The organism is Microbacterium sp. CnD16-F, from assembly GCF_024124465.1.
GTDB lineage: Bacteria > Actinomycetota > Actinomycetes > Actinomycetales > Microbacteriaceae > Microbacterium > Microbacterium gawkjiense.
Map to the genome: position 1 here is coordinate 1 of NZ_JAMXSA010000015.1, position 25,412 is coordinate 25,412.

Consider the following 25,412-nt stretch of genomic DNA (forward strand, 5'->3'; position numbering starts at 1 on the left):
AGAGGGAGTGGTCATCGGTGTGACGCCTTTCGAGTGGGATGTGAGAGTTTCCTCGAAGGAAGATCCCGGTGGCCACGCTGACGTTTACTGGCCGGGATCGTTACACCACTCTACGGGGCACTACTCAGCCACGACGTGATGGTCACACCCGAGGTCTGGTCGAAAGTGCAGCAGATTCTCGACCGCAACAACCAGCGAGGTCAGCGACCGCAGAAGCACGACCACTACCTCAAAGGCGCGCTCTACTGCTCCTGTGGGGCAAAGCTCATGCTTGAACGTCCGCAGGGAAACACGGGCGAACGGTACGACTACTTCTCCTGCTCAGGTCGCCGTCGCAAAACCACGAGTTGCACGCGAAGTGCGATCCTGGTGGAGCGGATCGAACTGAAAGTCGAGCAGGCATACGCCACGAAGTCACTCACCGAAGACCAAGCTGCCGGGGTTGGGAAGATTCTGCACGAGGTGTTCGACAGGCTCGAAGGCGGGGCCAGCGACGAGCGCGCGGCACTCACCGAGCAGAAGGCTCGCCTCGAGTCCGAACGGTTGAAGCTCGTGCAGGCGCACTACGCCGATGCGATCCCGGTCGATCTGTTGAAGAGCGAGCAAGACCGAATCCAGAACGCACTCGGCGCGATCCAGACCAGGCTCGACAGCCTGCATTCCCGCTACGCGGACGCCCGTGAAGGCCTCGAAGACATGCTCGCCGTGCTCACCGATCTGCAAGGGTTGTACCTGCGTTGCGAACCCGCTGAACGCCGGTTCCTGAACCAAGCCTTGTTCACGCGCATCATCGTGGACGAGAACGAGAACGTCGAGCTGCAGCCCCAGGCCGGTGTCGACACCGTGACTTCGCAGAGAATCAACACCTACAGCGCAGGCCCGGTAGCAACAACGAAAATGCCCCGCATTCAAGCGGGGCAAGTTTCGACTTTCGAACTTTTGGTGGACCTGAGGGGACTCGAACCCCTGACCCCCTGCATGCCATGCAGGTGCGCTACCAGCTGCGCCACAGGCCCTTGGTCGCCGCTCGCGGCAACTCATTCAGCTTACTACACGCCGAGGAGTGCTCTGAACACGAGGCGACATCGTCACTCGCTCGGAGTGGGCTCCGCGATCGTCACGGGGATGACCGGGCAGTCCTTCCACAGGCGCTCGAGCCCGTAGAAGACCCGCTCCTCCTCGTGGAAGACGTGGACGACGAGGTCGCCGAAGTCCAGCAGCACCCAACGCGACTCGTCGCGCCCTTCGCGGCGCAGACGCTTCTGCCCGGCCTCGAGCATCTTGTCCTCGACCTCGTCGGCGATGGCGGCAACATTGCGCTCGCTGTTTCCCGTCACGAGGAGGAACGCGTCGATGAGCGGGAGCGGACCGGAGACGTCGAAGGCGACGAGATCCGTGCCGCCCTTGCTGCCGGCGGCGGCGGCGGCCACCTGGACGAGTTCGTGCGTGTGCTCTGCAGCGACCATCAGAAACTTCCGTTCACAAGGATGAGGACGAGCACTGTCGCGATGGCGAGCCCGAGGGCTCCGGCGCAGATCGCGAGTGTCATCATGAGGCGGCTGCCCTTTTCGGGCGCCGGGGGGCGGATGATGTCATCCGCACTCTTGATCGTACTGATCGCGGCCGACGCGGCGATCGGGGTGGGCGACGACGCCGGCGGGAGTTCCCCGTCCATGAGGGCGGCGTCGGCATCCTTCCCGTCGGAGACCCCGGGGGCTCCACCGGTCGAGCCGAACGTGTCGGGCAGCTGATAGCTGCCCGTGATGATCAACTCACCGGTACCGAGGATCGGGACCGACAGCGAGCCGGTGTCGGGCGTCTGCGACAGGATGAGGGCGTTCGGCGCGGAGGCGGACCCGCTCCCTCCCCGGGTCAGCAGGTGGTCGAACGACGGCGGCAGTTCGACGTGCGCCGCCCCGTCCTCGAGCAGCTGCGCGCCGAGATCGGGCGCGACGACGCGCGCCGGCTCCTGCTCCTCGTCGTGCGCCTCCGTCTCCTTGCGCTCCGCGGGTTCGGCGGCGGCGTCGGCCGGTTCGTCGGCATCCGCCTCTGCGGGCGCGTCGTCCTGTGCGCGCTCCTCCTCGGCGAGATTCTCGTGCTCCGCGGACTCGTCGCCGTGGGCCGCGGGCTCCTCGTCGTCGACATCGTGCGCGTCCTCGTCGACATCGTGCGCGACCTCGTCGACGGCTCCGTGCGCGTCCTCGTCGACGGCTCCGTGCAGCGGCTCGGCCTCGATCTCGTCCGCGGGCTCATCGACAGCAGGCTCGTCCGCCGCTGCAGGCTCCTCGGGGTGTTCGATGTCCTCGGCGTCGACGACGTCGGGAGCATCCTCGGGCGCCTCATCTCCGGCGTCGGCCTCGGTCTCCGAGGTGGGGACGTCGCCGGTGTCGGTCGGGATCACCTCGACGGTGCCGGTGCGCAGCTTCTCCAGCAGACGCGCCTGTCGCCGCGTGACGGGATGCGCGTCCGGGTCGAGGTCGGAGAGATCGTCGAGCGCGATCGGCGTCCGCTCGGGCGCGACCTCGGCTTCGTGGGCGGCGGCCGCCTCGGCCGCTTCCTCCGCGGCGGCATCCGACATCTCGGCATCCGCCCGCGCCTGCTCGGGGGTGATGATGGGCGTGGATGCCGTGTTGCGCAGCTCGCGCAGTTGGCGCCGGGTGAGCGGCGGAGTGCTCGGCTGGTCAGGTGTGCTCATGCCTTGCTCCGATACAGGTGATGCTTCGCGATGTATTGGACGACGCCATCCGGGACGAGGTACCAGACGGGGTGTCCACGGCTCACGCGAGCGCGGCAGTCGGTGGAGGAGATCGACAGGGCGGGGATCTCGAGCTTACTGACGTCCTCAGCTGGCAGCCCGTCGACGCTGAGCGTGTGCCCCGGACGCGACACCGCCACGAAGTGCGCGAGCTCCCACAGCTCGGCGACGTCGCGCCATCCGAGGATCTGCGCGATGGCGTCGGCCCCGGTGATGAAGAAGAGGTCGGCGTCGGGCCGCTGCGCCTTGAGGTCCCGCAGGGTGTCGATCGTGTAGGTCGCCCCGGTCCGGTCGACGTCGACGCGGCTCACGGTGAACATCGGGTTGGATGCCGTCGCGATGACGGTCATCAGATACCGGTGCTCCGCCGAGGAGACGCCCGACTTCTGCCACGGCTGACCGGTCGGGACGAAGATGACCTCGTCGAGATCGAACGACTGAGCGACCTCGCTCGCCGCCACGAGGTGGCCGTGATGGATCGGGTCGAACGTGCCGCCCATCACACCGATACGCGGTGCGCGCGTGGTTGCCATGGACACGGCCTCAGTGGTGGCCGTGGCCCGCCTGCTGCACGGGGTTCTTCGCGGCGTACGCCTCGGCCTTGTGCGCGTGGCGGTTGGCCACGTTGCGGTACGACACCGACACGAGCGCGAGCAGCAGGAACAGCACGAGGGCCACCACACCGTAGACGAAGGTCGTGGCCATGACGTTGCCGCCCTGGTGCTCGGCCTCCGCCGCAGCGGAAACGATGGTCGTCGCGAGATTCATTCGGGCTCCGTTCGAGGGGTCGGGTGCAGGAACAGTTTAGGTGGTCAGGAGCGGATCTGCCCGGCGCCCCGCGCCAGCCACTTGGTGGTCGTCAGCTCCGGGAGGCCCATGGGGCCCCGCGCGTGGAGCTTCTGCGTCGAGATGCCCACCTCAGCGCCGAAGCCGAACTCGCCGCCGTCGGTGAAACGGGTCGACGCGTTGACCATGACGACCGCGGCATCCACCTCGGCGAGGAACCGCTCCGCGGCCGCGTCGTCGGCCGTGATGATCGACTCGGTGTGCTGTGTCGAGTAGCGCCGGATGTGCGCGAGGGCCTCGTCGAGGTCGTCGACGACACGCACCGAGATGTCGAGGCTCATGTGCTCGGTCGCCCAGTCGGCCTCCGTCGCGGGGACCACATCGGCCGCCAGTGCCGCGGTGGCGTCGTCGCCGTGGACGGTGACCCCCTGGGCCTGCAGAGCGGCCACCACGGGCGGCACGAGGCGCTCGGCGGCGCCCCGATGCACCAGCAGAGTCTCGACGGCGTTGCATACGCTGGGGCGCTGCACCTTCGCGTTGACGGCGATGTCGGTCGCCCACTCGAGCGGAGCCGATTCGTCGAGGACGATGTGCACGACGCCCGCACCGGTCTCGATGACCGGCACCGACGACTCCGTGACGACCGTCTCGATCAGCTGCGCGCTGCCGCGCGGGACGAGGACGTCGACGAGTCCGCGGGCGCGCATGAGCGCCCGCGCGCCGTCCCGACCGAAGTCGTCGACGGTCTGGATGGCCTCGGGGTCGACGCCGGCCTCGGCGAGGGCGCCGCGCATGACGGCGATGAGGGCCGCGTTCGAGGACTGCGCAGCGCTCCCGCCGCGAAGGACCACGGCGTTGCCCGACCGCAGCGCGAGGGCGGCGATGTCGACGGTCACGTTGGGGCGGGCCTCGTAGATCGAGCCGATCACCCCGAACGGGACGGACACCTTCTGCAGGTGCAATCCGTTGGGCAGGACGCGCTCATCGAGCACGCGACCCACGGGGTCAGGGAGCTCGGCGACGTCGCGCACGGCGGCAGCGAGGGCGCGCACCCGCTGATCGTCGAGCGTCAACCGATCGAGCAGGCCGGTCGAGAGGCCGTCGGCGCGGCCGCGCGCCAGGTCCTCGGCGTTGGCGGCGACGATGGGCGCGATGTTCGCCTCGATCGCGGCGGCGATCGAGCGCAGGAGGTCGGCCTTGGCGGCATCCGTCAACAGACCCAGGGACCGGGACGCGGTGCGCGCCGCGTGCATGCGCTCCTGGGGGGTGGTCGCGGTGATCGTCATCCGCCAAGTCTAGAGCGGACGGATGCCGCCGCTCCCCCCGTGTCAGGCCTCGGGAACCCGCACGGACCCGGTGATCGACGGCGCGGCCGGATGCGGGTTCGGCGCGAACCACGTGCCCACCTCGTCGCCGCGGAGCGCCGCGTGCACGAGATCGGCGCTCGTGACGAGCACCGCGATCCCCGCAGCGGACGCGAGCCGGGCCGCCGACACCTTCGTGGCCGCTCCCCCGGTGCCGACGCTGTTCACGACGACGGAGCCGAACTGGTACCCGGCGAGGTCGTCACCGAAGTCGACGCGCGTGATGGGGACGGCGCCGGGCTCGTCGGGCGGGCGGGTGTAGAGCGTCTCGATGTCGCTCAGCAGCACGAGTGCGTCGGCCCCGATCAGCTGGGCGACGAGGGCGGCGAGCCGGTCGTTGTCGCCGAAGCGGATCTCGTGGGTCGCGACGGTGTCGTTCTCGTTGACGATCGGCAGGATCCGCAGACCCAGCAATCGCTCCATCGCGCGTCGCGCGTTCGAGCGGTGCGTCGGGTTCTCGAGGTCGCCCGCCGTCAGCAGGACCTGACCCGCGACGATCTCGAACGGGCGCAGCGCCTCCTGGTAGCGGTAGATGAGGACGTTCTGCCCCACCGCGGCGGCCGCCTGCTGCGTGGCAAGGTCGCTCGGACGCGCGTCGAGGAGCAGGAACGGCATGCCGGTGGCGATGGCGCCGGAGGAGACCAGCACGACCTCGGTGCCGCGCGCGTGCGCCTCGGCGAGGGCATCGACGATCGGTCCGATCTTGCCGGCGTTCTCACCGCTGATCGAGGACGACCCGACCTTCACCACGACACGGCGTGCGCCGGCGAGGCCTGCGCGGTCCTGCAGCGTCACGACGCGTCCTCGTCCTCCCCGCGGGCCGCGAGGCGCTCGGACTCGAGCTCGGCGCGGGCCTCGGCCTTCGCATCCATCCGCTCGTGATAGCGGTCACGGCGCTGGGACGTCGTCCGACGCGGGTTCAGATCGAGTCGGGGGTCGGTGCCGCGCGGCGCGGTCATGAGCTCGGCCGCGGACCCGAGGGACGGGTGCCAGTCGAACACGATGCCGTCACCGGGGCCGATCACGACCGTCGACCCGGCCTGCGCGCCGGCCTTGAAGAGGCCGTCCTCGACGCCCAGCTTCTCGAGGCGGTCCGCCAGGAATCCGACGGCCTCCTCGTTCTGGAAGTCGGTCTGCTGCACCCACCGCAACGGCTTGTCGCCGAGGATGCGGAAGATGTTGCCGTACGTGCCGCCCTCGACGCGGATCTCGAAGTCCTTCGTCGATCCCTTCGGGCGGATCACGACGCGCTCCGGCGCGGGCGCGGCAGCGAGGGCCGCGCGGTGCTCCTCGACGATCTCGCCGAGCGCGAAGGTCAGCTGACGCAGACCGTCGCGGCTGACGGTCGAGATGTCGAACACGCGGAAGCCGCGCGCTTCGAGCTCGGGTCGGACGAGGTCGGCGAGGTCCTTCGCCTCGGGGACGTCGAGCTTGTTGAGTGCGACGAGCTGCGGACGCTCCAGCAGGGGCACCTGGCCCTCGGGCACGGGGTAGGCCCCGAGCTCGGCGAGGATCACGTCGAGGTCGCTGAGGGGATCGCGACCGGGCTCGAGCGTCGCGCAGTCGAGGACGTGCACGAGCGCCGTGCAGCGTTCGACGTGACGCAGGAACTCGAGTCCCAGACCCTTGCCGTCACTGGCACCCTCGATGAGGCCGGGCACGTCGGCGACGGTGTACCGCGCATCGCCGGCCTGGACGACCCCGAGGTTCGGGTGGAGCGTCGTGAACGGGTAGTCGGCGATCTTGGGCCGCGCGGCGGAGATCGCCGCGATCAGGCTCGACTTGCCGGCGGACGGGAAGCCCACGAGGGCGACGTCGGCGACCGTCTTCAGCTCGAGGTGGACATCGCCCTCCCAGCCGGGCGTGCCGAGTAGCGCGAAGCCGGGGGCCTTGCGCTTGGGGTTCGCGAGCGCCGCGTTGCCGAGACCGCCCTGCCCGCCCGGCGCGACCACGAAGCGGATGCCGGGGGTCGCCATGTCGATGAGGGTTTCACCGTTGTCGTCTTTGACGACCGTGCCGACGGGGACGGTGAGCTCGAGGGGCTCGCCGTTCGCGCCGGAGCGGTGGTCACCCATGCCGAACCCGCCGTTGCCGGCCGAGCGGTGCGGCGAGTGGTGGTACGACAGGAGCGTCGTCACCTGCGGGTCGGAGACGAGGACGATGTCACCGCCGTGCCCGCCGTTGCCGCCATCGGGGCCGGCGAGCGGCTTGAACTTCTCGCGCTTGACAGAGACGCAGCCGTTGCCGCCCTTGCCCGCGCGCAGATGCAGCGTCACGCGGTCGACGAACGTCACCATGCGATGTCTCCTATCAGGGGAAAAGACGAGGGGCGGGCCGTAGCCCGCCCCTCGTGAAGGATTGCGTCCGATTACTCGGCGACCGACACGATGTTGACGACCTTGCGGCCGCCCTTCGTGCCGAACTCGACCGCGCCCGCGGCCAGCGCGAACAGCGTGTCGTCGCCACCGCGGCCGACACCGGCGCCCGGGTGGAAGTGGGTGCCGCGCTGACGGACGATGATCTCGCCGGCGAGGACCTGCTGGCCGCCGAAACGCTTCACGCCGAGGCGCTGTGCGTTGGAGTCACGACCGTTACGGGTGGAGCTTGCGCCCTTTTTGTGTGCCATCTCTCGTGTCCTCTCGGCTTCTTACTTGATGCCGGTGATCTTGACGCGCGTGAGGTCCTGGCGGTGGCCCTGGCGCTTCTTGTAGCCGGTCTTGTTCTTGAACTTCTGGATGACGATCTTCGGGCCGCGCTCCTCGCCGAGGACCTCGGCGGTGACCTTGACCTTCGCGAGCTTGTCGGCGTCGGTCGTCACGGCGTCGCCGTCGACGAACAGGACGGCGGGGAGCTCGATCTTGTCGCCGACCTTCGCCGCCTGACGGTCGAGGACGACGATGGTGCCGACCTGGACCTTCTCCTGACGGCCACCGGCGCGCACAACTGCGTAAACCACTTCACACCTTGTTTCTTCTGTGGAGCGCTCGGCTCCGATTGTCTGATGAGACTGGAAGTCGTGGTGCGGAAGCCAGGCTCTGCGTCGCAACTGCCTGCGACACGTGACGCACCAAGGAGCCAGAATACCCGATCGCCGCAGTGAGGGCAAAAGCGCGGCCCGGCGCGCCGCGGCCGGTCCCCCTCGCGCGGTGCGGTCATATGATCGGCGGATGGCCATCCTCGTCGACTCCGCGATGTGGCCGGCGCACGGCAGGCTCTGGGCCCACATGGTCTCGGACAACGACCTCGACGAGCTCCACGCCTTCGCGGCGACCCACGGCATCCCGCCCCGCGCCTTCGACCGCGACCACTACGACGTCCCCGAGGACGCGATCGACCGCCTCGTGGCGGGCGGTGCGGAGCGCGTGAGTGCGCACGACCTCGTCCGTCGGCTGATCGCCTCGGGACTGCGCGTCACCGCCCGCGAGCGCCGCGGACGGTGACGTGCGCGTTCAGTCCTCGGTCGGGGTCTGGACGGGCGTGCCGGTCAGCGCGGCGGTCGTCACGCGACGACGCGCGCGCCCCTGACCGGGCGCCTTCGGCTCGGGCAGCGCCTCGAGCACCGAGTCGAGCAGGCGGTCGGCGTCGGTCTTGGCGGGCTCCGCCTTCTTGCGGCGCGGGCGCTTGGGCCGCTCGGGACGCTCGGCGACGGGCTCCTCCGCGACGACGGCGGCGGGCTCCTCGTGCGGCTGGATGGTGGATGCCGCGATCTGCGCGAGCGCGGACTTCACACCCTCGGTGATCACGTGCGTGCCGCCGGGTGCCGGTGCGGCGGCGGCGCCGTTCTGCGCCGGCGCGGAGCCGCCGTTCTGACGCGGGCGCCGGTTGTTGCCGTTGCCGTTGCCCCCGCCCGACGAGGCGCGGTGCTTGACGACCGGGTCGTGGTGCACGATGACGCCGCGACCGGCGCACACCTCGCACGCCTCACTGAAGGTCTCGAGCAGCCCGAGGCCGATCTTCTTGCGGGTCATCTGCACGAGGCCGAGCGAGGTGACCTCGGCGACCTGGTGCTTCGTCCGGTCGCGGCTCAGGCACTCGACGAGGCGGCGCAGGACGAGGTCGCGGTTGGACTCGAGCACCATATCGATGAAGTCGACGACGATGATGCCGCCGATGTCGCGCAGCCGCAGCTGGCGGACGATCTCCTCCGCGGCCTCGAGGTTGTTCTTGGTGACGGTCTCCTCGAGGTTGCCGCCCGTGCCGACGAATTTGCCGGTGTTGACGTCGACGACCGTCATGGCCTCGGTGCGGTCGATGACGAGCGATCCGCCGGAGGGCAGCCACACCTTGCGGTCGAGCGCCTTCTCGATCTGCTCCGTCACGCGGAACACGTCGAACGGGTCCTGCTCCCCCTCGTACTTCTCGATGCGCTCGAGCAGGTCGGGGGCGACGCCGGTGAGGTAGGACGTGATCGTCTGGTACGCCTCATCTCCCTGGATGAGCATCTTGCGGAAGTCCTCGTTGAAGACGTCGCGGACGATCTTGACGAGCAGGTCGGGCTCGGAGTGCAGGAGCGCGGGCGCCTGGCCCGTCTGAGCCTGCGTGCTGATGTGCTCCCACTGCGAGGTGAGGCGCTGCACGTCGCGGGTGAGCTGCTCCTCGGTGGCTCCCTCCGCCGCGGTGCGCACGATGACGCCCGAGGACTCCGGGAGGACCTCCTTGAGGATCTTCTTGAGGCGGGCGCGCTCGGTGTCGGGGAGCTTGCGCGAGATGCCGTTCATCGCGCCGCCGGGCACGTACACGAGGTAGCGGCCGGGGAGCGAGATCTGGCTGGTCAGTCGCGCACCCTTGTGGCCGACGGGGTCCTTGGTGACCTGCACGAGGACGCGGTCGCCGGACTTGAGGGCGAGTTCGATCCGGCGCGGCTGGTTGCCGGTCTCGACGGCATCCCAGTCCACCTCGCCCGAGTACAGCACGGCGTTGCGACCGCGACCGATGTCGACGAAGGCCGCCTCCATGCTGGGGAGCACGTTCTGCACGCGGCCGAGATAGACGTTGCCGATGAGGGAGGCGTCCTGGTTGCGCGCGACGTAGTGCTCGACGAGGACGTTGTCCTCGAGCACGGCGATCTGGATGCGGCCGCCGCGCGAACGAACGATCATGTCGCGGTCGACCGACTCGCGGCGCGCGAGGAACTCCGCCTCGGTGACGACGGCGCGCCGACGGCCCGCCTCGCGTCCGTCGCGGCGACGCTGCTTCTTGGCCTCGAGGCGCGTCGAGCCCTTGATGCGCTGCGGCTCGGTGATGACCTCGACGACGCGACGACGCGGCGCCGCGGGCTCGTCGTTCTGTTCGGACGTGTTGCCGCCGCCGCGCCGGCGGTTGCGGCGACGCGATCCCCCGGATGCCTCGGCTCCGGCGTCGTCGCGGTCGTCACGATCGTCGCGCGACAGGGCAGGGAGCGGGGCGACCTCGGGGGCGTAGAAGTGCAGCGCGGTCGACACCGCGGAGACGAACTGCTCCGGGAGCAGACCGAGGCTCACGGCGGTGGGGATCGCGGGGGCGGCGGGCTCTTCCGGTGCCCCCGGCGCTTCCGCCGCGGGCGTCTCGGTCACGGGCGCCTCCTCCGCGGGCGCCTCGGTCCCGTGCGCCTCTTCGGCGGGCGCCTCCGCGGCCGGAGCCACCTCGGCGGGGGCCTCGACCTCGACGGCCGCGTCCACGGGCGCGTCCTCGGTCGGCTCGGCGGGCTGCGACTCCGCCTCGACGGGCTGGCCGGTCTCGGTCCCGCCGTCGGCGTCGTGAGGCGTCAGAACGCCCTCGGTCGCATCGGATGCTGTCGTGTCGTTCGTCTCATCTGCCATCTCTGGCTTACTCCCAGCCGACGGCTCCGCGTGCCGTCCGGCGAAAATCGGGCGGCTCCGCTCCGGTCTCGGAGGTGTGCCGCGAACTCATCTGGTCTGCAGCCGATCCCCGCACTCGCGGCGGGGTGATGCTGCGCGGGCGTTGCTCGCCCGAAGTCTTCTGGTGACATCCTGGCGGCGCGGCCGCGGGGACGTCGACCCCCATTATCCCACTTCCCGAGCCGGAGCCGTGACCGACGCCCTCGGACATGCACGGCCGGCGCCTCAGGGAGCGGATCACGCGCGGTGCGATAATCGCCCGCATGCCCTCCCCGAGCCGCACCTCCCGCCCGACCGTCTTCGCCCTGTGGCTCATCTTCGCCGGCGTCGTGGGCTGGTTCGCCGCCTTCCAGCTGACCACCGAGCGCTTCCATCTCCTCGAGAATCCCGGGTCGGCGGCATCCTGCGACATCAGCCTGCTCGTCCAATGCGGCAAGAACCTCGAATCGGCGCAGGGGTCGGTGTTCGGATTCCCGAACCCGATCCTCGGCCTGACGGGCTGGGTCGCGCCGATCGTGGTCGGTGCGGCGCTGCTCGCCGGCGCGCGCTTCGCGCGGTGGTTCTGGGTGCTGTTCGGGGTCGGCGTCACCGCCGCCTTCGCCTTCGTCCTCTGGCTCATCTCGCAGAGCATCTTCGTGCTCGCGACCCTCTGCCCCTGGTGCATGGTCACGTGGTCGGTGACGATCCCGACGTTCTTCGCCGTCGCCGTGCATCTGGTGCGGGTCGGCGCGCTGCCGGCGTCCGCTGCCGCACGCCGTCGCGCGGACGCCCTGATGGCGTGGACGCCGCTCATGGCGATCGTCGCCTTCGCCATCATCGGGGTGATCGCGCAGGTGCAGCTGGACTGGATCTCGGAGTTCACCCGCTGACACGACGAAGCGCCCGCCCCGATGACGGGACGGGCGCTCTCGTGGATCCGGGTCAGTCGAACCAGATGGCGAGCTCGCGGTTCGCGGACTCGACGCTGTCGCTGCCGTGGACGAGGTTCTGCTGGACGGCGAGACCCCAGTCGCGGCCGAAGTCGCCGCGGATGGTGCCCGGTGCCGCCGTGGTCGGGTCGGTGGTGCCGGCCAGGGAGCGGAACCCCTCGATGACGCGGTTGCCGGCGAGGCGGATGGCGACCGAGGGCCCCGACATCATGAACTCGAGCAGCGGCTCGTAGAAGGGCTTGCCGGCGTGCTCGGCGTAGTGCTGCTCAAGACGCTCGCGGTCGGGCTCGACGAGGCGGATGTCGACGAGCGAGTACCCCTTCGCCTCGATGCGGGCGAGGATCGCGCCGGTGAGTCCGCGGGCGACCCCGTCGGGCTTCACCAGGACGAGGGTCTGTTCGGTGGCCATGTCAGTCTCCGTTCTTCTCCGCCTCGGCGGCGAGTGAGGCGTTGCGCGCATCGAGCGCGCCGCCCTTGATGGTGCCATAGACGTACAACGCGCCGAAAACGGCCGCCGCGATGAGGAGCGCGGGCACGAGGATCGCCCCGAGCGCGATGACGACCTGCAGGGCGCCGCCGGCGATGACCGCCCAGCGGTACCGGGTGACCCCTGCGAGGGCGATCATCAGGACGCCGAGGACGACACCGCCGACGATCCCCCACCACGGCTCGATGCCCTCGGGCAGCGCGCGCAGGCCGTAGACCGCGAGCCCGGCCAGGAACGCGACGATCGACTCGAACCCGAGGATGACCGAGAGGAGCGACTCCCGGGCGCCGCGCCGGCGGCGCACGCGTGGCCCGCTCACGCCTCGTACCCCGACTTCCAGTCCTCCGCCTCGGCGAGCACGACGGCTTCGCCGGCGAGCACGACGCTGCCGGCGATGACGACGGCCCGGCGGTCGGATGCCGCAGCCCACGCACGCGCGGCCTCGGCGGCATCGGCGAGGTCGCGGTGGACCGTCACGGGTGTCTCGGTCTGCTCGACGAGGTCGGCGACGGCATCCGGTTCCTCCGCCCGGTCGGACTCGGGCGCCGTGGCGAACACGTGCGCGACGGCGGGCGCGAGCGTGCCGACGATGCCGGCGACGTCCTTGTCGGCGAAGGCGCCGAGAACGAGGCCCCACTCGTCGAAGTCGAACGACTCGCCGAGCGCTGCGACGAGCGATCGCGCGCCATGCGGATTGTGGGCGCTGTCCACGAGCACGGTGGGCGCGACTCCCACGAGCTGCAGGCGCCCCGGCGAGGTGGCGGCACCGAGTCCGTCGGCCAGCACATCGGGGGCGATCGGCTGCGTGCCACCGCCGATGAGCGACTCGACCGCGGCGATCGCGAGGGCGGCGTTGCGCCCCTGGTGCGCGCCGTAGAGGGGCAGATACAGCTCCTCGTAGGTCGCGGCGAGTCCGCGGACCGTGAGCAGCTGACCGCCGACCGCGAGCTTCTGGTCGAGCAGGCCGAACTGCTCGCCCTCGACGGCCAGGGACGCGCCCTGAGCCCGCGCGGCCGTCGTCAGCACGCTGAGGGCCGCGGGTTGCTGCGCCGCCGAGACGGCAGCCGCGTTCGGCTTGATGATCCCGGCCTTCACCGTCGCGATCTGGGCGATCGTGTCGCCGAGCTTGTCGGCGTGGTCGATGTCGATGGGGGCGAAGACCGCGACGTCGCCGTCGGCCGTGTTCGTCGAGTCCCACGCGCCGCCCATGCCCACCTCGATCACGGCGACGTCCACGGGGGCGTCGGCGAACGAGACGAAGGCGAGCACGGTGAGCAGCTCGAAGAAGGTGAGCGGCGGCTCGCCCTTGCCGTCGAGCTCCTCGTCCACCAGCGCGACGATCGGGGCGATCTCGTCCCACGCGTCGGCGACCGCGGCATCGGCGATCGGCTCGCCGTCGATCATGATCCGCTCCGTGAACCGCTCGAGGTGAGGGCTGGTGAACAGCCCCGTGCGCAGTCCGTGGGCGCGCACGATCGATTCCGCGATGCGGCTCGTCGACGTCTTGCCGTTCGTGCCCGTCACGTGGATGACGCGGTAGGTCCGCTGCGGATCGCCGAGGAGCTCGAGGGCGCGGCGGGTGCGCTCGACGCGGGGCTCGACCCACCGCTCGCCCTGCCGCTGCAGGAGCGCCGCGTAGACGGCATCCGCTCGGGTCCGGTCGCTCATGAGGTCGCTCCGATCCGGCGGACGCCGATGGTGAGGTCGCCGGCGTTCGCGTACGTGCCGGCGGGGACGGATGCCGTGTACTCGGGGCTCGAGCGCAGGGCCTCGCCGCGCAGCGTGTCGCCGTCGGCGGTCGCGACGAGGTCGGCGACCGACAGGGTCTCGCCTGCGACGTCGGCGACGTCGAACGCCGCGGCGACGGCTTCGGCGTCGGCACGGTCGGCGAAGGTGAGCTGCAGCGCGATGCGGTCGCTCACCTCGAATCCGGCCGCCTTGCGGGCGTCCTGCACGGCGCGGATGACGTCGCGCGCGAGGCCTTCGGCCTCGAGCTCGGGCGTCGTCGTGGTGTCGAGCAGGACGAAGCCGCCGCGCGGAAGGAGCGCGATCGCGGTGCCCTCGGCGACGCCGCCCGCCTCGAGCGTGAGGTCGTACTCCCCCGGCTCGAGCGCGATGCCGTCGACGACGACCACGCCGCCCTCCTCGCTCCACAGGCCCGCCTTGGCGCCCTTGATGACGTGCTGCACCTGCTTGCCCAGGCGCGGCCCCGCGGCGCGCGCGTTGACCGCGAGACGCTGGCTGATGCCGTACTGCTCGGCCAGGCCGTCGGTGAGCTCGACGACCTCGACCGCCTTGACGTTGAGCTCGTCGCGGACGATGTCCTCGAACTGCGCGAGTCCGTCGGCGCCCGTCACGGCGACCGTCAGCGACGCGAGGGGCAGACGCACGCGCTTGCCCTCCTTCTTGCGCAGCGCGTTGGCGACCGACGAGACCTCGCGGACGGTGTCCATGGCTTCGCGGATGTCGGATGCCGCGGCGAACCGCGCGGCGTCGGGCCAGTCCTCGAGGTGCACGCTGCGACCCCCGGTGAGTCCCTGCCAGACGCGCTCAGCGACGAGCGGGATGAGGGGCGCTGCGACGCGGGTGAGCGTCTCGAGCACCGTGTAGAGCGTATCGAACGCCTCGGTCGTGCTCGGGTCGGCGGCATCCACCCCCACCCAGAACCGGTCGCGGGAGCGGCGGATGTACCAGTTGGTGAGCGCCTCGGCGAACTCGCGGAGCTTGGCGGCGGCCATCGTCGAGTCGAGCGCCTCGAGGTCGGCGGCGACGTCGCGGACGAGGTCGCCGGTGAGCGCCAGGATGTGACGGTCGAGGACGTTCGTGGAGTCCGTGCGCCAGACGGCCTCGTACCCCTCGCCGTCGGGTCCGCCGGCCGCGTTCGCGTACGTCGAGAAGAAGTACCAGGCGTTCCACAGCGGCAGGAGGAACTCGCGCACGCCAGAGCGGATGCCCTCCTCGGTGACGACGAGGTTGCCGCCGCGCAAGACGGACGAGCTCATCAGGAACCAGCGCATCGCGTCGGAGCCGTCGCGGTCGAAGACCTCGCTGACGTCCGGATAATTGCGCAGGGACTTCGACATCTTCTGCCCGTCGCTGCCGAGGACGATGCCGTGGCAGGCGACGCCCGAGAACGCGGGACGGTCGAACAGCGCACCCGAGAGCACGTGCATGACATAGAACCAGCCGCGGGTCTGCCCGATGTACTCGACGATGAAGTCGGCGGGGGCGTGCTCGTCGAACCACTCGCGGTTCTCGAACGGGTAGTGCACCTGCGCGTACGGCATCGAGCCGGAGTCGAACCACACGTCGAACACGTCCTCGATGCGGCGCATCGTGGACTGCCCGGTCGGGTCGTCGGGGTTCGGCCGCGTCAGGTCGTCGATGAACGGGCGGTGGAGGTCCACCTCGCCGGCCTCGTTCACCGGCAGGCGACCGAAGTCGCGCTCGAGGTCCTCGAGCGAACCGTAGACGTCGACGCGGGGGTACTCGGGGTCGTCGCTCTTCCACACCGGGATCGGCGAGCCCCAGAACCGGTTGCGGCTGATCGACCAGTCGCGCGCGCCCTCGAGCCACTTGCCGAACTGTCCGTGCTTGACGTTCTCGGGCGCCCACGTGATCTGCTCGTTGAGCTCGGCGAGGCGGTCCTTGATCGAGGTGACCCGCACGAACCAGCTCGAGACGGCCTTGTAGATGAGGGGGTTCCGGCAGCGCCAGCAGTGCGGGTACGAGTGCTCGTACGACGCCTCGCGCAAGAGGCGCCCCTCGGCCTTCAGCAGGCGGATGAGGGGACGGTTCGCGTCCATCCACAGCTCGCCGGCGACGTCGGTCACCTGCGGCAGGAAGCGTCCGCCGTCGTCGAGGCTCATGATGAGCGGGATGCCGGCGGCCCCCGTCACACGCTGGTCGTCCTCACCGTATGCCGGGGCCTGGTGGACGATGCCGGTGCCGTCGGTCGTGGTGACGTAGTCGTCGACGAGGATGCGCCAGGCGTTCTGCGTGGCCCACGTCTCTTCGTCGGCGTAGTAGTCGAACAGGCGGTCGTACGCGACGTCGGCGAGCTCCGCTCCGCGGACGGTCTGGTCGACGGCGGCGCGCGCCTCCTCGGCGGAGGCGTAGCCGAGGTCCTTCGCGTAGTTCGCGAGGAGGTCGGCGGCGAGCAGGTAGCGGTGGGACTGCCCCTCGAGGGCGTCCTCGTGAACGTCGGCGGCGCCGGCGGGACCGCCCGGCAGGACCACATACTCGATGTCGGGTCCGACGGCGAGCGCGAGGTTGGTCGGCAGGGTCCACGGCGTCGTCGTCCAGGCGAGCGCACGGACGGCGGTGAGGCCCAGGGCCTCGGCCTTCGCGCCGACGAGCGGGAAGGTCACCGTCACCGACGGGTCCTGGCGCATCTTGTAGACGTCGTCGTCCATGCGCAGCTCGTGGTTCGACAGCGGCGTCTCGTCGCGCCAGCAGTACGGCAGCACGCGGTGCCCCTCGTAGGCGAGGTTCCTGTCGTAGAGCTCCTTGAAGGCCCACAGCACCGACTCCATGTACCCGGTGTCGAGCGTCTTGTAGCCGCGCTCGAAGTCGACCCAGCGGGCCTGCCGGGTGACGTAGTTCTCCCACTCCTGCGTGTACTCGAGCACGGAGGAGCGCGCCTTCGCGTTGAAGGCGGCGATCCCCATGTCCTCGATCTCGCTCTTCTCGGTGATCCCGAGCTGCTTCATCGCCTCGAGCTCAGCGGGGAGGCCGTGCGTGTCCCACCCGAAGACCCGGTCGACCTTCTTGCCGCGCATGGTCTGGAAGCGCGGGAAGAGGTCCTTCGCGTAGCCGGTGAGGAGGTGCCCGTAGTGCGGCAGGCCGTTGGCGAACGGCGGACCGTCGTAGAACACCCACTCGTCGGCGCCGTCGCGCTGCGCGATCGAAGCGCGGAACGTGTCGTCCTGCTCCCAGAACGCGAGGACCTCGCGCTCGAGGTCGGGGAAGCGCGGGCTCGGGACGACGGCCGCGGGCGCGTCGGCGGCCGGGCCGAAGGCGGAAGGTCGGGGGTAGGTCATGTCACTCCTGCAGGTCTGCTCCTGCGAGGACGATCCGGAGACCGCGGTACCACCCCGCTTGATGCCACCCGGATCCGGGGGCACCCACTCACCTGCGGCGATGACGGGCCTGCCCCGCTCGGTTCTACTGGGCGGCGGACCGCTGTTCTTCCGAGAGCTCCCCGGTGATGGCCGGATCGGTGCTGATGTCCACAATCATACCGTCGGCATAGCCTGGCGTCATGGCCCGCCCCCGCACCCGTCCCGAGCCGCCCCGCATCCCCGATCCCGATCTGCCCCGCGCGCTCGAACCCGCGACGCTGCGCCGGTCGGGCGCGTTCTCCGAGGCGCGCATCGACCTCGACCCCGGAACGACGGATGCCGCGCACAGCCGCATCAGCGAGAGCGTCGTGGCCCCGGCATCCGTTCACTCCATCGATCTGACCGGCGCGATCCTGGCGGACGTCGTCCTCGACGCGGTGTCGACAGCCGAGCTGGTCGCCCGCGAGGGGACGTGGCGGACGGTCGTGGTGCGCGGCGGGCGGATCGGCACGCTCGACCTCTCGCGAGCGCGGTGCGACGGCCTCGTCCTCGACGGCGTCCGGGTCGACTACCTGACGGGTGGGGGCGCGACCCTGCGCGACGTCGAGGTGAGCGGATGCCGCATCGGCACCCTCGACCTGCCGGGCGCCCGCGTCGAGCGGATGCGGTTCGGGGGGACGTCGGTGGACGAGATGGACGTCAGGGAGTGGCAGGCGAGCGACGTCGACCTGCGCGGCGCCGAGGTGCTGTCGTTCACGGATGTCCGGATGCTGCGCGGCGTGACCGTGACCGCCGACCAGGCGGCCTCGCACGCACTCGCGCTCGCGGCATCCCTCGGGATCGACGTCCGGACCGGCGAATGAGGCTGCGTACTGCCCGGTTGGTTCTCCGAGACATGGGCGAAGACGATCTGCCGGCGCTCCGGACGATCCTCACCGACCCGGTTGCGATGACCGCCTACGAAGGGGCCTTCGCCGAGGCGGAGTGCCGGGCGTGGCTCGATCGCAACCTGCAACGTTACGAGGAGGACGGGTTCGGGCTCTGGGCGGTCGAGCTCGCCGCCGAGCCGGGCGGGATGATCGGCCAGTGCGGGATCACCCGCCAGCGGATCGAAGACGTCGAGGTCCTGGAAGTCGGGTACCTCTTCCAGCGGGCGCACTGGCATCGGGGATACGCGACCGAGGCCGCCGCGGCGTCACGCGACTGGGCCTTCCGCAACCTCGACGCCCCGACCGTGTGGGCAAAAGTCCGCGACACGAACATCGCGTCCATGAACGTCGCCATCCGCCTCGGGATGACGGTCCGTCGCCGCTTCGTCACCCGCTACCGAGGCGTCGACATGCCGCACCTCGGTTTCGCCGTGGACCGCTAGGAGGCCCACTCCTCCGCACGGATGCCGACGGTCGCCGCACCCTGCAGCAGGCGGGAGATCGGGCATCGATGGTGGGCGGCAGCGACGAGTTCCTCTGTCTCGGCGAGGGTGCGTCCCTCGGCGGAGACGAAAGCGGTGACGTGGAACTCGTAGCCGCCGCGCTCCGGGGAGTCGTGGAGCTCGACCTCGACGCGGACCCGAGTCCGGTGCGCGGCCTTCACGATCGCCTGCAGGGTGGCGTCGAGGCAGGTGGCCCAGGCGAGGGCGAGCAACTGCTCGGGATTGCTGCGCGACAGGTCCGCATCGGGGCTCAGCGGGTTCGAGACCGCGACCTCCAGGCCGCCGACGACCCGGCTGACACCCGTCCCGCCGTCGTCGTTGATCGCCTCGGTCCGGTACCTGGTGCTCATGGCAGAACTATAATTGGACTTCATCCAACAACGTTCTGAGGTCCGTCCGTGCTGCCTGCGCCCCCTGTCGAGCTCGCTCGCGCAGGTGTGGAGTACCCCGGAGGCGTCCGCGGTCTCGCGGACGTGGACCTGACCGTCGCGGACCGCGAGATCCTCGGCGTCATCGGCGAGAGCGGCGCCGGGAAGAGCACCCTCCTCTCGGTGCTGACGGGTGAGGTCGCCGCCACCTCCGGCACGGTCAGCGTGCTCGGCCAGGATGTCGGACGGCTCGGTCGAACGGGGCTCCGCAGCCTGCGGCGCGAGATCGGCGTCGTCTTCCAGGGCGTGCATCTCCTCGCGAATCGCACCGTGCGGCAGAACGTCGACCTCCCGCTCGCCCTCCGCCCCCGGAGCGAGCGGTCAGCCCAGGCCGTCGATGATGCGCTGCGCTTCGTCGGGCTCGACCACCGGGCCGACGCGTATCCCGCCCAGCTGAGCGGTGGTCAGCGCCAGCGCGTCGGCATCGCCCGCGCCCTCGTGACGCGCCCCCGGCTGCTGCTCTGCGACGAGCCCACGTCGGCGCTCGACGCGGCGACCGCCGGCGAGGTGCTCGATCTTCTGCGCGACGCCCGCGATCGCTTCGGGACGACCGTCGTGATCGTCACCCACGACCTCGACGTCGTCCGCTCGATCTGCGACCGCGTCGCCCTGTTCGACGACGGCCGGCTCGTCGAGATCCTCGCGGTCTCCCCGACCGCACGCGGCGAGCGCGAGACGTACCTCGATCGCGCGCGACGGGAGCTCGGCGCATGAACGACCCCGACGACGTCCTCGCCTCGCTCGGAGCGTCGCTGGCCGAGCGCGGCGACGACCTCATCGAGGCCCTGGGCGAGACCGGCTACATGCTCGGCGTCTCGCTGGCGGCCGCCGTGCTGCTCGGCCTGCCCCTCGGCGCCGCCGTCTACCTCACCCGACCCGGGGGCATCCGCTCGCAGCGGGTCGTGTGGACCGTCGCGAACGTCCTGATCAACGTCATCCGCTCGTTCCCGTTCCTGCTGCTCGTCGTGTTCCTCGTGCCGGCGACCCGGGCGATCTACGGCACCACCTTCGGCACGCCCGCTGCGACATTCTCGCTGTGCGTCGTCGCCGTCGCCGTGTACGGCCGGCTGGTCGAGCAGATCCTTCGCGAGGTGAGCCCCGGCATCCCCCGCGTCGCGCAGACCCTCGGGGCCACGGTGCCGCAGACCGTGTGGCGCTTCTTCCTGCCCGAGGCGCTGCCGGGTCTCGTGTACGCGCTGACCTCGGCGAGCATCAGCCTGCTGTCCTACTCGACCGTCCTCGGCGTGGTCGGCGGCGGCGGGATCGGAGACTTCGCGCTGCGGTACGGCTACCAGGAGTACGACGACGCGCTCATGTACTTCACGATCCTCGTCATCCTCGCCATCGTCCTCGTGATCCAAGCGGTCGGGCAGCGGATCTCGGTCCGCCTCGACCATCGCTGAGCGTCCGCCACCACCGGCATCCACCCCCATCCCACAAGGAGCACCATGTCCCCGCGCCGCCTCACCCTCGCCGCCGCCCTCACGGCCGCCGCCGTTGCCCTCCTGGCCGGCTGCGCCTCACCCGCCGCACCGGGCGGTGAGCAGGTGCAGACGCTGCGGGTCGGCGCCGTCACCTCGCCCATGACCGACGTCGTCGAGGCCGCGGCCGACCAGATCGAGGACGGCTACGCCATCGAGCTCGTCGAGGTCGCCGACTACGTCACGATCAACAAGATGCTCGCCGCCGGCGACATCGACGCGAACTTCTCGCAGCACGAGCCCTACATGCAGGAGTTCAACGCCGCGAACGACGCATCGCTGACAGCGGTCCAGCCGATCTACAACTTCACGATCGCGTTCTACTCGAAGACGATCGACGACATCGCGGACCTGCCCCAGGGGGCGACCGTCGCGATCCCGAACGACGCCTCCAACACCGGCCGCGCGCTGAAGATGCTCGCCGACGCGAAGATCGTCACCCTCGCCGAGGGCGTCGACCCGTACGAGGCGACCGTGGACGACATCGCCGAGAACCCGAAGGACCTGCAGTTCCTCGAACTCCAGATCAACCAGCTCAACACGGCGTACGACGAGGCCGACCTGGTCTTCCAGTGGCCGTCCCACATCGCCGCCCTCGGCCTCACCCCGCAGGACGACGGGCTGCTGACCGAGCTCGACGACCGCTTCGCCCTGCAGCTGGTCGTTCCCGAGGAGGACGCGGATGCCGCCTCCACCGAGGCGCTCATCGACGCGTTCACGAGCGACCCGGTGCGCGAGATCATCGACGGCAACGAGACGATCGAGGCCGCGTTCTGACGCGCTGACGCCGGCCGCGGCGCGCGGCGCGTCGCTGTGCGGAGGTTCGCGAGGAGATGACGCGTCCCGAGGGGCGGATCCCGGCATCCGCTCCTCGATAACCTCCATCTCCTCGCGAACCGTCACCGACAGCGTCACCGTCACCGCTCAGCGAGATGCAGCCCCTGCGCCACCGCGCGCGCGACGGCGTCCTGCACGACGTGCCAGCGATGCACGACCTGCGCGTACCCGACGCGGATCACGTGGTACCCGAGCAGCATCAGTTCGGCGTCATGGGCGTTGTCCCTGTCGCGCTGCGCGCCGACGTGGGTGCCGCCGTCGATCTGCAGGACGAGGCGATCGCCCAGCAGGAAGTCCACGCGATGTCCGGCGATCCAGGCCTGCGGCACGATGGGCACCCGCAGCCACGCGAGCCGCGGCGGGATGAAGGACTCGAGGCCCGAACCGGCGAAGGGTGTCACCTGGGCCAGGACCTCGCGTGCCCGTCCGCGGAACGGCAGCCGATGGAGCGCGGGCAGCTGGACCAGTCCCCGCTCGATCGCGGACTCCCAGATCGCGAGGGCCTCCTCGAACGGCAGACAGCTCGCGCTGAGCGCGAGGACGTTCTCGATCGGGTCGACGAGCGCGTCCGGTGCGCGCGGCACGATCGGCTCGGACCAGTGGACGACCGTGCCCGGGTCCTCGGTCCGGACGGATCCCGAATGAGCGGATGCCGCGACGTGCGCCCCCTCCGCGTGCAGCACCCACAGCCCCAGTCGCTGCGCCTGCGTGACGCACGAGAGGACGACCCCTGCAGCGGCCGCCGCGCGGAGCGCGGGGTCGCTCGACGGGAGGGCGACCCACCCTCGCCGCGGCCTCACGAGCTCCCCGGTGTCCACCGCCGTGCGCACCGCGCGCTCACTGAAGCCGAGTCGGCGCAACGCCGCCGATCGGACGATCCCACCGCGCTGACCCACCGCATCCGTCACCCTCATCCGCACAGCCTGCGGCCCCGACGAGGCGCGGAATCGGCACGGCCGGAACAGTGTGCACGGGAGCGGCCCGGTCCGCACCCGGGAGGAAGCGCCGGAGGTTCGCGAGGAGATGACGCGTCCCGAGGGGCGGATCCCGGCATCCGCTCCTCGATAACCTCCATCTCCTTGCGAACCGTCACCCGTCCGGCTGACGCCTCGGCGGTAGACTGGCTCGGCACCCACACTCAGGCACGCTCACACAGTGCCGCACATATCGCTCGAGGAGCCCCACCATGACGAATGCGCACATTCCCGACAAGCCCGCCCTGGAAGGCCTCGAGCAGAAGTGGGATGCCGCGTGGTCCGACGCGGGCACGTACCTGTTCGACCGCGACGCGGCCAAGGCGAAGGGGCGCGCGGGCGTCTTCTCTATCGACACGCCTCCCCCGACGGCATCCGGCTCGCTCCACATCGGGCACGTGTTCAGCTACACGCACACCGACGTGAAGGTGCGCTACGAGCGCATGCGCGGCAAGACGGTGTTCTACCCGATGGGCTGGGACGACAACGGTCTGCCCACCGAGCGACGCGTGCAGAACTACTACGCCGTGCGCTGCGACACCTCGCTGCCCTACGACGCGGACTTCACGCCGCCGTTCCGCGGTGACGCGAAGAGCCTCAAGCCGGCCGACCAGGTGCCGATCAGCCGTCGCAACTTCATCGAGCTCTGCGAGGAGCTGACGATCGAGGACGAGAAGCAGTTCGAGGACCTGTTCCGCAAGCTCGGCCTGTCGGTGGACTGGACGCAGACCTACCGCACCATCTCGGACGACACGATCCGCACGAGCCAGCTCGCCTTCCTCCGCAACCTCGAGCGCGGCGAGGCCTACCAGGCGATGGCGCCCACCCTCTGGGACATCGACTTCCGCTCCGCCATCGCGCAGGCCGAGCTCGAGGATCGCGACCAGCAGGCCTCGTACCACCGCGTCGCCTTCCACAAGAGCGACGGTTCGGGCGACATCCACATCGAGACGACACGTCCCGAGCTCCTCCCCGCGTGCGTGGCACTCGTCGCGAACCCCGACGACGAGCGCTACCAGCCCTACTTCGGCTCCACCGTCCGCACCCCGCTGTTCGACGTCGAGGTCCCCGTCCTCCCCCACCCCCTCGCGGTGAAGGACAAGGGCACGGGCATCGCCATGATCTGCACGTTCGGCGACGTGACCGACATCATCTGGTGGCGCGAGCTCGACCTGCCCAACCGCACGATCCTCGGCCGCGACGGTCGCATCATCGACGAGGCCCCCGACGTGCTCGTGACGGATGCCGCGAAGGCGGCGTACGCGGAGCTCGCCGGCAAGACGGTGTTCAGCGCCAAGAAGCGCATCGTCGAGCTGCTGCAGGAGTCCGGTGAGCTGCTCGAGGTGTCGAAGCCGTTCACCCACCCGGTGAAGTTCTACGAGAAGGGCGATCGTCCCCTCGAGATCGTCTCGACGCGCCAGTGGTACCTCCGCAACGGCGCCCGCGACGCGGAACTGCGCGACAAGCTCATCGAGATGGGCCGCGGCATGGGCTGGCACCCGGACTTCATGCGTGTGCGGTACGAGAACTGGACGAACGGCCTCACCGGCGACTGGCTCGTCTCGCGGCAGCGCTTCTTCGGCGTGCCCATCCCGGTCTGGTACGGCCTCGACGAGAACGGCGAACGCGACTACGACCGCGTCCTCACCCCCGACCTCTCGCGCCTCCCGGTCGACCCCACGACGGACGTGCCCGACGGCTACACCGAGGACCAGCGCGGCGTGCCCGGCGGCTTCGACGCCGAGCGCGACATCTTCGACACCTGGGCGACGTCGTCCTTGACCCCGCAGCTCGCGGGCGGCTGGGAGCGCGACCCCGAGCTCTGGAACCTGGTCGCCCCGTTCGACGTGCGCCCGCAGGGGCAGGACATCATCCGCACGTGGCTGTTCTCGACCATGGTCCGCTCGGTGCTCGAGGACGGCCGCGCGCCGTGGACGGATGCCGCCATCTCGGGCTTCATCGTCGACCCCGACCGGAAGAAGATGTCGAAGTCCAAGGGCAACGTCGTCACGCCCGCCGACATCCTCGACGCGCACGGCACCGACGCGGTCCGCTACTGGGCGGCCTCGAGCCGACTGGGCGCCGACGCCGCGTTCGACCCGCAGAACCCGACCCAGGTGAAGATCGGTCGCCGCCTGGCGATCAAGGTGCTGAACGCGGCGAAGTTCGTGCTCTCGTTCCCCGTCCCCGAGGACGCTCGCATCACGCACGCTCTGGACGCGTCGATGCTCGCGACCCTCGACCAGGTCGTCCGGGATGCCACGAAGGCGTTCGACGCCTTCGACCACGCCCGCGCGCTGGAAGTCACCGAGGCGTTCTTCTGGACCTTCTGCGACGACTACCTCGAGCTCGTCAAGGAGCGTGCGTACAACCAGGCCGACGCCGGTCAGGCGTCGGCAGCGCTCGCGCTCCGCATGGCCCTGTCGACGCTCCTGCGTCTGCTCGCGCCGGTGCTCTCGTTCGCCGCGGAGGAGGCCTGGTCGTGGTTCGAGGAGGGGTCGGTGCACACCGCCTCGTGGCCCGAACCGCTCGGCATCGAGGGCGACCCGGCCGTGCTGCGGACGGTGGGCGAAGCGCTCATCAGCGTGCGCCGCGCGAAGACCGAGGCGAAGGCCTCGCAGAAGACGCCGGTCGCGTCGCTGACCATCACGGGACCGGATGCCGCACTCGACGCCATCCGCTCGGCCGAGGGCGACCTGGCCGCCGTCGGACGCATCGTGCAGGTCTCGTACGCGACCGGCGACACGGTGTCGGTCGGCGACATCGTCCTCACCCCGCAGGAGGCCTGACATGCAGCTCGGAACCCGTTGGACCAGCGGCGACCAGCCGCCGTCCGCCGTGCCGGAGATCCTGCGAGAGCAGATCGCGGCCGTCGACGCCACGATCGACCAGGATCCGCTCGGCCAGCCCCGCCCACGATGGACGCTGACCTGGCTCGAGGGACGCCCGGTCGCGGAGCTCGAGACAGGGGTCGTCGTGCGTGTGGGCCGCGAGGGCGAGATCGTCGTCGGTCATCTCGACGACGACGGCATGGCCTGA

The 25,412-nt window shown here is 70.3% G+C and carries 26 protein-coding genes, 1 tRNA gene and 1 pseudogene; 10 read left to right on the forward strand and 18 right to left on the reverse strand.

What is annotated here, in order from left to right; genetic code table 11:
• Window positions 1-138 precede the first annotated feature (138 nt).
• A pseudogene (locus NH287_RS15430) lies at window positions 139-390 on the forward strand (zinc ribbon domain-containing protein); the annotation flags it as partial.
• A gap of 24 nt (window positions 391-414) precedes the next feature.
• On the opposite strand, the gene NH287_RS06075 reads toward NH287_RS15430, so the two are convergent.
• The 11 genes from NH287_RS06075 to rplU all read right to left on the reverse strand — a co-directional run bounded on the left by NH287_RS06075 (window position 415) and on the right by rplU (window position 7,861).
• Entirely contained in the window at window positions 415-921 is a 507-nt protein-coding gene (locus NH287_RS06075) for a hypothetical protein (RefSeq protein ID WP_139770613.1), read from the reverse strand.
• A gap of 19 nt (window positions 922-940) precedes the next feature.
• Window positions 941-1,016 (reverse strand) — tRNA-Ala (locus NH287_RS06080).
• A 72-nt stretch (window positions 1,017-1,088) separates the two neighbouring features.
• Window positions 1,089-1,466 carry a ribosome silencing factor gene (rsfS, locus tag NH287_RS06085; RefSeq protein ID WP_253034887.1) on the reverse strand — a complete coding sequence of 126 codons (378 nt, stop codon included), beginning with the start codon at window positions 1,464-1,466 and terminating at the stop codon, window positions 1,089-1,091.
• Window positions 1,466-2,695, reverse strand: a complete 1,230-nt coding sequence (locus NH287_RS06090) for a hypothetical protein (protein WP_253034888.1) — start codon at window positions 2,693-2,695, stop codon at window positions 1,466-1,468. Before NH287_RS06090 ends, rsfS begins: the two co-directional genes overlap by 1 nt.
• Window positions 2,692-3,288: a nicotinate-nucleotide adenylyltransferase gene (nadD, locus tag NH287_RS06095; RefSeq protein ID WP_064002209.1), complete on the reverse strand. Its 597-nt coding sequence runs from the start codon at window positions 3,286-3,288 to the stop codon at window positions 2,692-2,694. Before nadD ends, NH287_RS06090 begins: the two co-directional genes overlap by 4 nt.
• A gap of 10 nt (window positions 3,289-3,298) precedes the next feature.
• Entirely contained in the window at window positions 3,299-3,523 is a 225-nt protein-coding gene (locus NH287_RS06100; protein WP_253034889.1) for a hypothetical protein, read from the reverse strand.
• A gap of 44 nt (window positions 3,524-3,567) precedes the next feature.
• A complete protein-coding gene (locus NH287_RS06105; RefSeq protein ID WP_217531487.1) occupies window positions 3,568-4,827 on the reverse strand; it encodes a glutamate-5-semialdehyde dehydrogenase in 1,260 nt (419 codons plus the stop codon).
• A gap of 42 nt (window positions 4,828-4,869) precedes the next feature.
• The gene (gene proB / locus NH287_RS06110; RefSeq protein ID WP_064002212.1) at window positions 4,870-5,700 is read right to left on the reverse strand and encodes a glutamate 5-kinase; all 831 of its coding nucleotides are present in this window, start codon (window positions 5,698-5,700) and stop codon (window positions 4,870-4,872) included.
• Window positions 5,697-7,202, reverse strand: a complete 1,506-nt coding sequence (obgE, locus tag NH287_RS06115; RefSeq protein ID WP_253034890.1) for a GTPase ObgE — start codon at window positions 7,200-7,202, stop codon at window positions 5,697-5,699. Before obgE ends, proB begins: the two co-directional genes overlap by 4 nt.
• A gap of 71 nt (window positions 7,203-7,273) precedes the next feature.
• The gene (rpmA, locus tag NH287_RS06120; protein ID WP_064002214.1) at window positions 7,274-7,531 is read right to left on the reverse strand and encodes a 50S ribosomal protein L27; all 258 of its coding nucleotides are present in this window, start codon (window positions 7,529-7,531) and stop codon (window positions 7,274-7,276) included.
• Between the two features lie 21 nt (window positions 7,532-7,552).
• Complete coding sequence (gene rplU, locus NH287_RS06125) at window positions 7,553-7,861, reverse strand: 50S ribosomal protein L21 (protein ID WP_064002215.1); 309 nt, start codon at window positions 7,859-7,861, stop codon at window positions 7,553-7,555.
• Between the two features lie 211 nt (window positions 7,862-8,072).
• On the opposite strand from rplU, the gene NH287_RS06130 reads away from it, so the two are divergent.
• Window positions 8,073-8,345 carry a DUF4031 domain-containing protein gene (locus NH287_RS06130; protein WP_217531489.1) on the forward strand — a complete coding sequence of 91 codons (273 nt, stop codon included), beginning with the start codon at window positions 8,073-8,075 and terminating at the stop codon, window positions 8,343-8,345.
• Between the two features lie 9 nt (window positions 8,346-8,354).
• Here the strand turns inward: NH287_RS06130 and NH287_RS06135 are convergent, their stop codons facing one another.
• The gene (locus NH287_RS06135; protein WP_253034891.1) at window positions 8,355-10,703 is read right to left on the reverse strand and encodes an Rne/Rng family ribonuclease; all 2,349 of its coding nucleotides are present in this window, start codon (window positions 10,701-10,703) and stop codon (window positions 8,355-8,357) included.
• A gap of 302 nt (window positions 10,704-11,005) precedes the next feature.
• On the opposite strand from NH287_RS06135, the gene NH287_RS06140 reads away from it, so the two are divergent.
• Window positions 11,006-11,611 carry a vitamin K epoxide reductase family protein gene (locus NH287_RS06140; protein ID WP_253034892.1) on the forward strand — a complete coding sequence of 202 codons (606 nt, stop codon included), beginning with the start codon at window positions 11,006-11,008 and terminating at the stop codon, window positions 11,609-11,611.
• A gap of 52 nt (window positions 11,612-11,663) precedes the next feature.
• Here NH287_RS06140 and ndk read toward each other — a convergent pair whose 3' ends face one another.
• The 4 genes from ndk to ileS are packed head-to-tail and all read right to left on the reverse strand — an operon-like array spanning window position 11,664 to window position 17,200.
• Complete coding sequence (gene ndk, locus NH287_RS06145) at window positions 11,664-12,080, reverse strand: nucleoside-diphosphate kinase (protein ID WP_064002219.1); 417 nt, start codon at window positions 12,078-12,080, stop codon at window positions 11,664-11,666.
• Window position 12,081: 1 nt separating this feature from the next.
• Complete coding sequence (locus tag NH287_RS06150) at window positions 12,082-12,477, reverse strand: DUF4233 domain-containing protein (protein WP_253034893.1); 396 nt, start codon at window positions 12,475-12,477, stop codon at window positions 12,082-12,084.
• A complete protein-coding gene (locus NH287_RS06155; protein ID WP_253034894.1) occupies window positions 12,474-13,826 on the reverse strand; it encodes a folylpolyglutamate synthase/dihydrofolate synthase family protein in 1,353 nt (450 codons plus the stop codon). The genes NH287_RS06150 and NH287_RS06155 overlap by 4 nt, the downstream gene beginning before the upstream one ends.
• Entirely contained in the window at window positions 13,823-17,200 is a 3,378-nt protein-coding gene (gene ileS / locus NH287_RS06160) for an isoleucine--tRNA ligase (RefSeq protein WP_253034895.1), read from the reverse strand. The genes NH287_RS06155 and ileS overlap by 4 nt, the downstream gene beginning before the upstream one ends.
• 221 nt (window positions 17,201-17,421) lie before the next feature.
• On the opposite strand from ileS, the gene NH287_RS06165 reads away from it, so the two are divergent.
• Window positions 17,422-18,084 carry a hypothetical protein gene (locus NH287_RS06165; RefSeq protein WP_253034896.1) on the forward strand — a complete coding sequence of 221 codons (663 nt, stop codon included), beginning with the start codon at window positions 17,422-17,424 and terminating at the stop codon, window positions 18,082-18,084.
• A complete protein-coding gene (locus NH287_RS06170; protein ID WP_217531494.1) occupies window positions 18,081-18,593 on the forward strand; it encodes a GNAT family N-acetyltransferase in 513 nt (170 codons plus the stop codon). Before NH287_RS06165 ends, NH287_RS06170 begins: the two co-directional genes overlap by 4 nt.
• Here the strand turns inward: NH287_RS06170 and NH287_RS06175 are convergent.
• Window positions 18,590-19,003 (reverse strand): OsmC family protein, encoded by a 414-nt coding sequence (locus tag NH287_RS06175; protein ID WP_217531495.1) that lies wholly within the window; start codon window positions 19,001-19,003, stop codon window positions 18,590-18,592. The two genes, NH287_RS06170 and NH287_RS06175, sit on opposite strands and share 4 nt — an antisense overlap.
• A gap of 48 nt (window positions 19,004-19,051) precedes the next feature.
• On the opposite strand from NH287_RS06175, the gene NH287_RS06180 reads away from it, so the two are divergent.
• From NH287_RS06180 to NH287_RS06190, 3 genes are read left to right on the forward strand one after another with little or no spacing between them, the layout of a single operon-like run.
• Window positions 19,052-19,795 (forward strand): methionine ABC transporter ATP-binding protein, encoded by a 744-nt coding sequence (locus NH287_RS06180; protein WP_217531496.1) that lies wholly within the window; start codon window positions 19,052-19,054, stop codon window positions 19,793-19,795.
• Window positions 19,792-20,484 carry a methionine ABC transporter permease gene (locus tag NH287_RS06185; protein WP_253034897.1) on the forward strand — a complete coding sequence of 231 codons (693 nt, stop codon included), beginning with the start codon at window positions 19,792-19,794 and terminating at the stop codon, window positions 20,482-20,484. The genes NH287_RS06180 and NH287_RS06185 overlap by 4 nt, the downstream gene beginning before the upstream one ends.
• Window positions 20,485-20,529: 45 nt before the next feature.
• Window positions 20,530-21,339, forward strand: coding sequence for a MetQ/NlpA family ABC transporter substrate-binding protein (locus tag NH287_RS06190; RefSeq protein WP_253034898.1), 810 nt, complete (start codon window positions 20,530-20,532; stop codon window positions 21,337-21,339).
• Window positions 21,340-21,479: 140 nt separating this feature from the next.
• On the opposite strand, the gene NH287_RS06195 is transcribed toward NH287_RS06190, so the two are convergent.
• A complete protein-coding gene (locus NH287_RS06195) occupies window positions 21,480-22,313 on the reverse strand; it encodes a type IV toxin-antitoxin system AbiEi family antitoxin domain-containing protein (RefSeq protein WP_253034899.1) in 834 nt (277 codons plus the stop codon).
• 272 nt (window positions 22,314-22,585) lie between these two features.
• On the opposite strand from NH287_RS06195, the gene valS reads away from it, so the two are divergent.
• Window positions 22,586-25,162 (forward strand): valine--tRNA ligase, encoded by a 2,577-nt coding sequence (gene valS / locus NH287_RS06200; protein ID WP_253034900.1) that lies wholly within the window; start codon window positions 22,586-22,588, stop codon window positions 25,160-25,162.
• 1 nt (window position 25,163) lies between these two features.
• Window positions 25,164-25,412, forward strand: a complete 249-nt coding sequence (locus NH287_RS06205; RefSeq protein ID WP_217531501.1) for a hypothetical protein — start codon at window positions 25,164-25,166, stop codon at window positions 25,410-25,412.